Origin of the sequence: Myxococcus sp. AB025B, assembly GCF_006518215.1 — a bacterium.
GTDB classification, from domain to species: domain Bacteria; phylum Myxococcota; class Myxococcia; order Myxococcales; family Myxococcaceae; genus Myxococcus; species Myxococcus fulvus.
Genome location: NZ_SRLW01000337.1, coordinates 1 through 10,431, shown reverse-complemented (window position 1 = coordinate 10,431; position 10,431 = coordinate 1). Strand labels below are relative to the sequence as shown.

The window sequence follows — 10,431 nt, the reverse complement described above, 5'->3', positions numbered from 1 at the left end:
CACTTCTAGCTTCGTCGGCAGCGTCAGAGGTGTATAAGAGACAGACTGGACACAAGGTTCGCAGGAGCCTGCCCGCTCGCAAGGAGGAGTGATGAGCCCACGACAGTCTTCCCCCCCTCGAGTGGGTGGCGAGCAGGCACGACAGGGTGAACGGGTGGTTCCAACGTCCTGTGCCGGGCCACTCCTCGGACACACATCCGAGCGGGCTCACGGCCTGGGTGCGGACAGGTCCGCGCACACGCGCAGGCCCATCGTCACGTCGCGCAACGAGGGCTCGGGCAATTCGCGGTTCGTCGAGCGCGCGGAGGTGGCCGCGAACGCGAAGCTCCCACCTCGCGCCACCGCGCGCCCCGGCTCCAGCCACGAGCGGGTCCACTCCCAGACATTGCCCGCCATGTCATCCACGCCGAACGGACTGCGTGACGCGGGGTGGCTGCCCACCTCGTCCGGGCCGAAGCCTCCGGGCTGCTTGCCGTACGTGGTGTCGATGTTCGCGTCGTCCGGGCCCAGCCTGTCGCCGTGCGGGAACTCTCGTCCGTCCACGCCGCGCGCCGCGCGCTCCCACTCGAGCTCCGAGCACAGCCGCGCTCCCGGCACCCTTCCACTGAAGGACAGCCAGGACACGTACGTCTCCGCGTCGGAGAAGGAGATGCCGCTCACCGGGAAGCGCAGCCAGTCCTGCGTCCCGCGGCGGGTGCGGTTCGCGTAGCGGATGGGCTCGTCCGCGCGGGCCTCGTAGGGCACGTTGCCGGGCTGGAAGCGCAGCCGCCAGACACCGTCCACCTGGTCCAGCGAGAGGTGCCCCACATAGCCCCCCGTGCCCACGCGAGGGCTGTGCGCGGCGCGTGACTCGGGGGACAGGGTCTCCAGGAAGACGAGCCAGTCCGCGTACGTCACCTCATGCCGCGCGATGAGGAAGCCCGGCACCTGCACCGCGTGCTGCGGCACCGCGTTGAAGAACTCGCGCACGCTGGCGTCCGCGGCGCTGCCGAAGCGGACCTCGCCCGGGGGAACGAAGACGAAGCCCGAGGGAATCGAGCCCTCACGCGGCAGGCGCAACTCCAGTCGCCGTGCCTCTCCGCGACGCAGGAGCAGCGGCTGCGTCACGGCCTCGTGGTGCGGCGCGCGCAACGTGAGCCGATAGGCGCCCGGTGGCACGGAGACGTCCATCCAGGGCTCGGACTCCAGCGGCAGCGGCTCACCGGGCTGCTCGTTGCCGAGCGTGTCGCGCGTCAGCGGACGCAGCTCCACCTGCACGTCGTGCGCGGCGACGCCCAGGGTGAGCCGGGCGGGTGCGGTCCAGCGCCGCCAGCGCGCACCGTGCGCGTCATAGAGGCGCAGGCGCTGGAGCAGCGTGGGCACCATGGCCACTTCTCCGTCCTGCTCGGCCCACAGGGCGCGCTCGAAGAGGAAGTCGGCGAGCGCGTCGCGGACCTCGGGCCGCTCGGGCGCGAGCGCGAGGGCCCGCTCGAGTCGTCCTGCGACTCCATCGAAGCGATGGCGCACCTGCGCGGCGCGCGCGACGCTCTTGCCCCACAGCCGCTCCGCCTCGGGCTTCTGGCCGCTGCCGTAGAGACGGAAGGCCTCCGAGCGCTCGGAGTGGAGCAGGTCCTTGGTCTCCAGCGCGGACTCGAGCGACTTGCGCGCCTCTTCGAGCTCCGCGCGCACCTGACGCTCCAGGCTCCAGCGCTCGCGCAGCTTGAGGCCCCCGTACACGAGGCCGAGCGAGAGGAGGAAGCCCACCACGAGCGCGTGGCGCAGCCCGCGGCTGCGGATGAGCGTGCGGCGGGAGGCGCGCAGGAAGTCGCGCTCGCGGCGGTTGAGCTCGGCCACGTCCAGCACCGCCGCCTCGGCGAGCTGACGCGAGCCCCAGAGCAGCTCGCGCGAGTGGTGGTGCTTCTCCCAGTGGGCCGCGGCCGTCTCCAGCAGCGCCTGGACCTCGCGCCGCTCGGCGGCCTCGGTCAGCCAGTGCGCGAGCGAATCCCAGCCCGACAGGAGCGCCTCGTGGGCCAGCTCGTAGGACGTGCCCTCCGGGGCCTCGCGCGCCACGAGCAGGCGCGCGCGGACCAGGGCCTCGAGCGCGGCCTGGTAGCGCGGGTCGTCTCCGGCGAGCTCGCGGTCCGTCTTGCGCGCGCGGGTGCCGTCGGCGGTGACGAGCCGGAGCAGGACGCCTCGCGCCGCGACGCGCTGGTCAGGCAACAGGCGCTCCACGGCCGCGTCCGCGTGTCGGGCCAGGGCTCCGGCCACGCCGCCCATCGAGTCCAGCGCGGCCTGGGTGATGCTCTGCGTCTTCGTGTCGCGGGCCTCCCACAGCTCCGCGAGGGCGAACTGGAGCAATGGCAGGCCACCCTCGGCCGCGGCGGTGACGAGCGCGTCGACGAGGGACTCCGACTCGAAGCGGACGCCCTTCACGCGTGAGGGGCCGGTGACGGCCTCGCGGGTCTCCTCGGCGGTAAGGGCGCGCAGGAGGTACAGCGCGCGCGGGACCTCGGCGCCCAGACCGGGCACGGCGGTGAGCCGGGTGAGGAAGTCGCTGCGGCTGGAGGCGAGCAGCCGCACCCCGCTGGCCCCCTCCGCGAGGCTGCCGAGCGCCTGGCCCGCGAGCGCCGCCTCGTTGGGCTCGGCGAGCGTCGCCAGCTCCTCGAGTTGATCCACGTAGACGAGCAGGCCCTCACGGGCGCCCAGACGGGCGCGCAGGCGACGGGCGAGGCACGCGGGCTCGGCGCGCAGCGCCTCGGCGAGGAGCTCCTCCTCGGTGGCGAGGAGCGAGGCGAGCGCGGCGGAGAGCGCGACCAGGGGCTTGCGTCCCGGGACGAAGCGGACGGTGTGCCAGCGACGGCCGTCCTCGAGCCCGCCCTCGACGACGGCGGGGAGGATGCCGGCGAGGCACAGGGAGGACTTGCCGACGCCGGAGTCGCCGGTGATGAGCAGGAAGGACTCGCCGCGCAGGCGCTCCAGCACGGCGCGGCACTCGCGGCGGCGGCCGAAGAAGAGGGCGCGGTGCTCAGCCTCGAAGGCGCGCAGGCCGCGATAGGGATTGCCCTCGGGGACGTGGGTGGGCGTGTCCTCGCGGGACAGGGCCTCGAGGGCCTCGAGGAGCTGGGCGGCGGAGGCGAAGCGCTCGGAGGGCTCGCGGCGCAGGCAGCGGTCGATGATGGCGGCGAAGGTCGGGTCCACCTGCGGAGAGACTTCGCCCAGGGGCAGGGCGTCCTGGGTGCGCACGACGTGAGGCAGCTCGCGCCAGACGACGTCGCGGTAGGGGCCGCGGCCCACGCACAGCTCATAGAGGACGATGCCCAGCGAGTACACGTCGCTGCGGGCCGACAGGTCCTCGCCGGCCCAGGCCTCGGGGGACATGTAGTACGGCGTGCCGACGAGGGCGCCCTGGGGCAGCGAGGGCAGGAAGACGCCGTCGAGCGAGCGCGCGGAGAAGTGTGGGTTGAGCTCCGGGTCCAGGTCGACGGGGAGCTCGGGTGGGGTGGTGGTGCGAGCCGGGGGCACCTCGTCGCCCACGGCGCCGTCGAGCAGCTTGGCGAGGCCGAAGTCGAGCAGCTTCACGGCGCCGCTCTCGGTGAGCACGGCGTTACCGGGCTTGATGTCGCGGTGGAGGACGCCCCGGCGGTGGGCGGCGCTGAGGCCCCGGGCGAGGTCCCGACCGATGGCGAGCACGCGCTCCCAGCGCAGGGGCTTGACGAGCCGGTCCAGGCTGACGCCGCGGATGAACTCGGAGATGAGGTAGGGCTGTTCGTCGAGTTGTCCCACCCGGTAGAGGGTGACGACGTTGGGGTGCTGGATGCGGGCGGCGGCCCGGGCCTCGACGAGGAAGCGCGCCAGCGCATTGGGGCCGAGGGCGGGGATGAACTTCACCGCCACGGGGCGTTCGAGCAGGGTGTCCTGGGCCAGGTACACCCGCCCCGTGCGTCCCCGGCCGATGGGCCGAACGATTCGGTACTCGTCGAACTCCTCCGGAGGAGTCCACGAGTCTGGCGGCCGGGAAGTGGCGGGGGTGCCCACTCCCACGGGCTAGGCATCCGGACGTCCAGCGGCAACCCCTTCCCCCGTCCGAAAGGGCGGGGGCGCGCCGGGAGCGGCCACCCGATGTCGGGTGGTCGTCACTTCCCGCCGGTGGGAGGTGTCAGCCTTCCTGTCCGTTCGGCTTACGCGCCTTGCTCGGCTTGAGCATGTTTCGGATCTTGTTCTCCAGGTCCGAAGGCAGGCACGGCTTGGCGACGAACTCGTCGGCGCCGGCCTCGCGGGCGTGCTCGGCGTTGCCCGCGAGCACGTGGCCGGTCAGCGCCATGACGGGGATATCGCGGGTCCGAGTGTCCTGTTTGATACGTCGGGTGGCCTCCCAGCCGTCCATGACGGGCAGGGACAGGTCCATGAGGATGATGTCCGGCTCACTCGACTGGGCCTTCTCCACCGCCTCGGCGCCGTCCCGGGCGGTGTCCACCTCGAAGCCGACGAACTCCAGGTATTCCGCATACATCTCGCGGGCATCGTCGAAGTCGTCGACGACGAGGATGCGCTTGCGGTTCACGGGGGACACGGCCGGGGTCGCGTCCGCCACCGGCTCTTCCGAAGTCTGGGTGGCCGTGCGCTTCATGAAGCAGGTGCCTCGCGTGTAGGGAAACAGCGGTGGACACGACAATCTATGCACGCATCCGTCGTCGCGCCCACCCCACATCACCCCAGGGGGCACCCCACCACCGTTCAATGGAGAACGGTGGTGCACGACGTGGCCCCTTGGCGCGGGGTCAGTCGTTGGAGATGTAGACCTGCACGCGGTGCTGCTCATGCTCATTCGGCGGCTGACCCTCAGATTCGATTCGAGCCACGAGGATCCGTCCGTCAGGAGTGATGCCGAATCGTGATGCGAGATTGGGTGTCAAGCCGGGCGGAGGACGAAGCACTCCCTCCAGTGGAACCCATTCGCCACCAACGAGTTTCCGCAGGTGCAGCGTCTCGGGTTTCCCATCAACCTCTGGCTCCCCCAGGAGGACCACTAGTTCCCCGGATGAGTCCAAGGCGAAGCGCCGCACTTCGGCCCGTGGACCACCGGGGAACCGTTCCTTGAAGGCGGCGCCAAGTTCGCGCCATACAGCACTCCGCCACTCCCAGACCTTGAGCTCCGCCGCATCATGAATCGCTACGAGCGGGCGACCAGGCGCCCCTGTGCCCCAGACCCACCCAACCGGGTGCCCCAGCGACGAAGGAGTGCTCTTCCATTCTCCCTGACTCCACCAGCGCGTCTCGTAGTGAAAGGTATTGCCAGTGGCACTCATCTCTCCCCAGATGACAACAGGGTTCCCGCCTCCATCGAGTTCCAGCGCGGTCGAACCCACGCGCCAGTTTTCCGCGGGTCGAAACAGGCCCCGTTGAAGCCAGGTTGTGCCATCCCATTCATAGACGAAGAACTCCTCGCGGATGGCGAAGCTCACGAACCAGCGCCCCGTCCCATTCGTTCTCAAGGAGAGTCCCCAGCAGTAGGTTTTCGGGGCACGAATCACATCTCCCATCGAGACCCATTCACTCCCTGTCCATCGCCGGATATGAACTTCCCCCAATTCATCGTCGAGCCACCCCACCACCGGGTGCTGAGCCTCATCCAGGCGCGCGTTGAAATAGGTGACCCGCCCAGCAACCCTCAGTGGAGTTCCGCCCAGCAATTCCCAGGCAGCACCCGTCCATTGCTGGATGAACACGCCTCCACTACCACTGTCTCCCCATGCCACGAAGGGCAGTCCCGACGTCGGGACGAGCACCTCGGGAAAAGTGGGCGTGCTGTATTGAGGAGGGTCGCTGGTGAGCGCACTACCCAGAGGAAGGAAGCCAGGAACCGTCCAGCGCCATTCATCACCTCGCTGAATCGAGTTTCCAGCCAAGTCTGACACAGAGGAATCCATCACCACCTCGACAGCCACATCCTTCGGCAGCCGGCTCACTGGACTTATCGTCAACACCCTACCGTCGGAGGACAAGGCCACGTCCCCAGCGATGACTTTGGAGTCCACCTCCAGGCGAACGGAGTCCTCATGAACCGACGCCGGGTCGAGCGCCTCCGAAAACTCAGCGCGAACCGCATGATCTGCTCGGACTTGAGAGTCGCCTGGCCTGGGAACACGCGACAAGAGGACCGGAGCTGTTCTATCCACCATAAGCACTCGTGGCTCGCTCAAGGACACCTGCTCCGCCAGCGTCGCCCGCACGAGCAACTCGTGACCACCCTCTGACAACGTCTGCGTCTCCAGACGCAGCCTGTACGGAGGAAGCAACGTCTCCACCGCAATACCATCCACCAGCAACTCCACCTTCTCCGGTGAGGCTCCCGTCAATTCGACCTGGAGGTCGACACCGCCGTTCGTCGTCTGTCGGGAGAGGATGAGCCGTGTCCCCACGGTGGGCACCCCAGCGTCGAGCTCGACTACCGGAGGCTCCTCCACATGGATGTCTGGGATATCGATGCAAGCGCTCCAGAGAAGCCCGAGGGAGACGACGACAAGACGCAATGTGGAATGACGCATGACGTGACAGGAGGGCAATTTGCGTTCCATCGATGCCGGGCCTCGCGCAGCCCCCGGACGGAGCCCGGTCACTCACGAGGCCCCTGAAGAAATCTCAAGTAGCAGACGGGCGTCCACATGGAAGGACACTCCGTCAACTGGGCTTCACCTCTACCTTCGAGCGGGAGCGCCGCTACTACGGCCTCTGCTGACTCCTCGCTCCGGCCTGCTTCCCAGCGGCCGTCGCCCTTTCAGGCGTAAAGCGAGGTCTCCCCAGGTAAGAGTCGTGGGTTTGGGCGCGCAGCCGTCGGATCTACGCCGTCCGTCCTTGGTCGCGAGGGCTTCGCGGTGTGTTGCCCGCTCGCCCTGACTCGCGGCGCCTCGTATCCGCTTCCTGTGCGTCGACTCGCGCTTCCACTCCCCGCTTCCTCCGGAACCTTCCTCGCGGTCGGCCCCTTGCGGTTCGCTCGGGCTCGCTGCGACCAGCTCACCCAGAGGACTTTCACCTCCAACCCACGCCCATGCTGGGCGCACAACACAAACGCCCCCGTGGAAATCCACGGGGGCGTCATCAGCCTCGGACGGCGATACGTCGAGCCATCATTCGGCGGGGCTGTCTCAGGGAGTCGGGGCGGGGGTGATGCCCAGGCCAGTCACCGTGAGGTCCGTGACGACAGGCTGGCCCCAGATGTTTTCGTACGTCTGGTTGATGCCACGGCTGGCCAGCTTCGAGAATGCAACCGTGAACCCGGAAACAAGGGTCGGATTGATGGGCGCATAAGCCGCCCCCGAGGGATGCTCGAACGTGAAGTAATAACGGGTGCTGAATCCGGATCTCGTGATGGCGAAAACGGGCCGCTCGGGCTGGCTTGCATTCGTGATGAACGGCGCGGTCGGCTCATCCACGTACAGGGGGAAGCCCTGTCCACTGATGTTATTGACCTCACCGTATGAGACACCACCCACAGTGCCATTGCCGTCGAGGTCGTAATTGAACAAGACCTGGACCTGCCCGTCCCCGACACGCAACGGGGAGAGGGGCGAGCTGAAGGTGAAGTAAACTCGTTCCCCTGTCGTGAGTTGCTGCGCAGCGGGAGGAAGCGAGCTCTCCCTGTAACGAGCTTCCGTGATGGTCACCGCCGCGGGGGCCGTCGGCTCACCGCCAAAGAAGAAGCCGACTCGCTCGTAGAGCTGCCCCGTCTCCACGGAGACGGCCCTCAGGTCCAGGTTGTACTCCTTGCCCGTCTGAATCGCGCCAGTGGAGGGGGTGATGGTGGCGCTGTAGCCGCCGTTCCCCAGGGCCACGGTGACGGGCAGCGCCTCCTTGGCGTACTCGTCCGTCAGGCGCGCCAGCAGCGAGCCCTGCTGCACGGGCTGGTTGAAGTACAGATAGATGGGCTCGCCCGGGCGCACCATGTTGTGCAGCGGCTGCGAGCTCGAAGCTCCACGCAGCATGGCCACGTTGCTGGACTCGACGACCAACGCGCTCCCCGTGGGGCGCGACGCCGGCAGGTTGAGGATGCGCGTGGTGCCGACCGACACCACGGACGCGGCCGAGTAGGTATCCACGTAGCCGTTGATCTCCGGGACGCCGTCGCCGTTCGAGTCCGTCGGCGCCACCCACAGACGGTACTGCCCCGTCTGGTTCGTGAAGCGCGCCAGCTCCTGCGCGGTCGGGATGTTCTGGAACAGCAGCACGCCCTGCTCGTCGGACGTCGCTTCCACCACCACCGTGCTCACCACGCCCGTCGTGTTGTCACCGTTCGACAGGACCACCGTGCCCGCGGGAGACGCCTCGAGCGTCGCGCGTACGTTCGCCGCGGGGCGCCCCTGCGGGGTCACCAGCAGGAAGCGCAGCGAGCCATCCAGCCGCGTCAGCGTCACCGGACCGAAGCTCACGTTCGCGTTGTTGATGGGCACGTTGCCCGCCGACGAAGGCACCTCCGAGGTGGCGCGCAGCGTCGCATAACCCGTCTTCGAGAACGTCAACAGCACCTGCGAGCCCGCCGGGACTCCCTTGAACTCGAAGTTGCCCTTCGCGTCCGTCGTCCCCGCCAGCGGCTCATCCGAGCTGCCAATCGTGATCTCCACCGACGCATCCGCCAGCGGCTTGAGGTCCGTCCCCAACACCTGGCCCGACACCGTCCCCTTCGGCGTCGCCGGCGTCACCACCGTGACGTTGTCCGGCTCACGCACGCCGTCCGCGATTCCGTCCCCGTTCTCGTCCTTGAAATCGTCTCCACACCCGAGCGCCAGGAACGGCACCACGGCCATGACCAGATGCTTCTTCATCTTCCCCACCTTGTATTGGATTGGCTCTGACGCCCCAAAACCCCGAAAGAGCGCGCATCGGACACTCTCCGACCCGGGCCCTCCCCGTCAAGAAGGCGACAGTCGCGGGTGCATCGCCACTCGGTGGCATGCCCCGGCGATCACATACCTCCAGGGTCCGACAGCAGGGTCCATCCAGACCCTGATGGGTTGAATCTCATCCATTGAGACGCGTTACCTGAGCGGATGGCTGATACCTTGCCCGCATGGTGGATGTGAATGAACCGTGTCTCGGCTGCGCCATCACTCGCGGTGAGCACCGCCCCGTCGGAGGCATCCTGGCTCGCGCTCCCGGGCTCGTGCTGCACGGCGTCGCCGGTCCCAGCCCCGTGCCGGGGTGGGTGGTCATCTCCAGCGAGCAGCACGCCCGCGCCTGGTACGAGCTGGATGACGCGACCTCCCGAGAGCTGGGGGCCTTCGCCGCCCGCGTCATGAGGGCCCAACGCGAGGTCCTCGGCGCCGAGCACGCCTATGCCTTCGCCATTGGCGACGTGCTCCGGCACTGCCACCTGCACCTGGTGCCTCGCTTCGCCGGGACGCCCCAGCGCCTGTGGGGCCGCGCCGTGTTCGACGCCCCTGTCGCCGACCACCTGCCCGCCGAGGCGCTGGAGGCCGCCGCCCGCGCCCTGGCCGCCGCACTGTCCGGCTGAGGTCCCCACTCGGGGGGACGTGGTAGACCCACCCTCTCCCTCCTCCCGAGAGGTACCGCCCGTGTCGTCCGAGCCCCGCAACCGCGTCCTCGAGAAGATGCTCGAGCGCCTCTACGCCGCGCTCGCCTCCGGCCCAAGCCTCAACTGCCGCCCCCACCACAGCCGCCAGCGCCTGGACCTGGCCACGCTGACCCGACTCGACGGCACCTCTCCTCACGCCGTGCTGGCCGCGCTCCTCGGGGACAAGGCCACGGTCCGGCTCGCCGTGAAGCCTCCTGTGTCGAAGGGACGTCTGGCCGCGCCCGGCGGCGCCTCGGCTCGCCTGGCCGCCGACGCTCGCGACGAGAACTCCGCCCCGCCTCGTGCGGCGGGCATCTCGACGCTCCACGAGGACAACACCCGCGACGAGAACCCCGCCCCTCCTCGTGCGGCGAGCACCTCGACGCGCCACGAGGACAACACCCGCGACGAGCCCACCACCCCCGTGGCGGATGATGCGATTGCGCTCGCCGCATCCTCCCAGCCCGAAGGCGAGGTGAGCATCGAGCGCGACACCCCCTCGATCACCCGCGACGAGCGTGCCTTCGAGGACGAGTCCTCTGACGAAGCCCGTGCCGACCGCCCCTCCCCCACCCGCGCCGAGGAGGAGCAACAGGCCCTCCTTCGCAAGCTCGCCGCCATCGTCGAGGACGCGCGCATCTTCGAGCAGGACACCGGCGCGCACGTCCTCCACGTCGGCTTCCCGCTGCTGCAGCTCCCCCCGGGCCCCAAGGACAAGCGCGGCTTCGGCACCCGGCGCATCCTGGCCCCCATCGCCTTCGTCCCCGTGCGCATCACCCTCAAGAAGGGGCGCACCCCTTCGGTGGAGCTCGAGGGCGCCGAGGAAGGCGTCGACCGCGTCGCCCCCAACACCGCCCTGCTCGCCTGGCTGGAACAGCAGACAGGCC

Annotated in this window: 6 protein-coding genes; 2 read left to right on the top strand and 4 right to left on the bottom strand. The window is 69.0% G+C overall.

The annotated features are described in order from the left end of the window. Positions 1-207: 207 nt before the first annotated feature. The 4 genes from FL311_RS36575 to FL311_RS36560 form a co-directional block, all read right to left on the bottom strand. Positions 208-4,014 carry a bifunctional serine/threonine-protein kinase/formylglycine-generating enzyme family protein gene (locus FL311_RS36575; protein WP_141332314.1) on the bottom strand — a complete coding sequence of 1,269 codons (3,807 nt, stop codon included), beginning with the start codon at positions 4,012-4,014 and terminating at the stop codon, positions 208-210. 121 nt (positions 4,015-4,135) lie between these two features. Then, complete coding sequence (locus tag FL311_RS36570) at positions 4,136-4,606, bottom strand: response regulator (RefSeq protein WP_141332313.1); 471 nt, start codon at positions 4,604-4,606, stop codon at positions 4,136-4,138. 151 nt (positions 4,607-4,757) lie between these two features. Then, on the bottom strand, positions 4,758-6,554 hold the full coding sequence (locus FL311_RS36565; protein ID WP_141332312.1) for an Ig-like domain-containing protein: 1,797 nt from the start codon (positions 6,552-6,554) through the stop codon (positions 4,758-4,760). A 567-nt stretch (positions 6,555-7,121) separates the two neighbouring features. Beyond that, the gene (locus FL311_RS36560; RefSeq protein ID WP_141332311.1) at positions 7,122-8,795 is read right to left on the bottom strand and encodes a carboxypeptidase-like regulatory domain-containing protein; all 1,674 of its coding nucleotides are present in this window, start codon (positions 8,793-8,795) and stop codon (positions 7,122-7,124) included. Positions 8,796-9,040: 245 nt separating this feature from the next. On the opposite strand from FL311_RS36560, the gene FL311_RS36555 reads away from it, so the two are divergent. Beyond that, positions 9,041-9,484 (top strand): HIT family protein, encoded by a 444-nt coding sequence (locus FL311_RS36555; RefSeq protein ID WP_141332310.1) that lies wholly within the window; start codon positions 9,041-9,043, stop codon positions 9,482-9,484. 61 nt (positions 9,485-9,545) lie between these two features. Beyond that, on the top strand, positions 9,546-10,431 hold an 886-nt coding region (locus FL311_RS36550; protein ID WP_141332309.1), incomplete at its 3' end, for a DUF4011 domain-containing protein.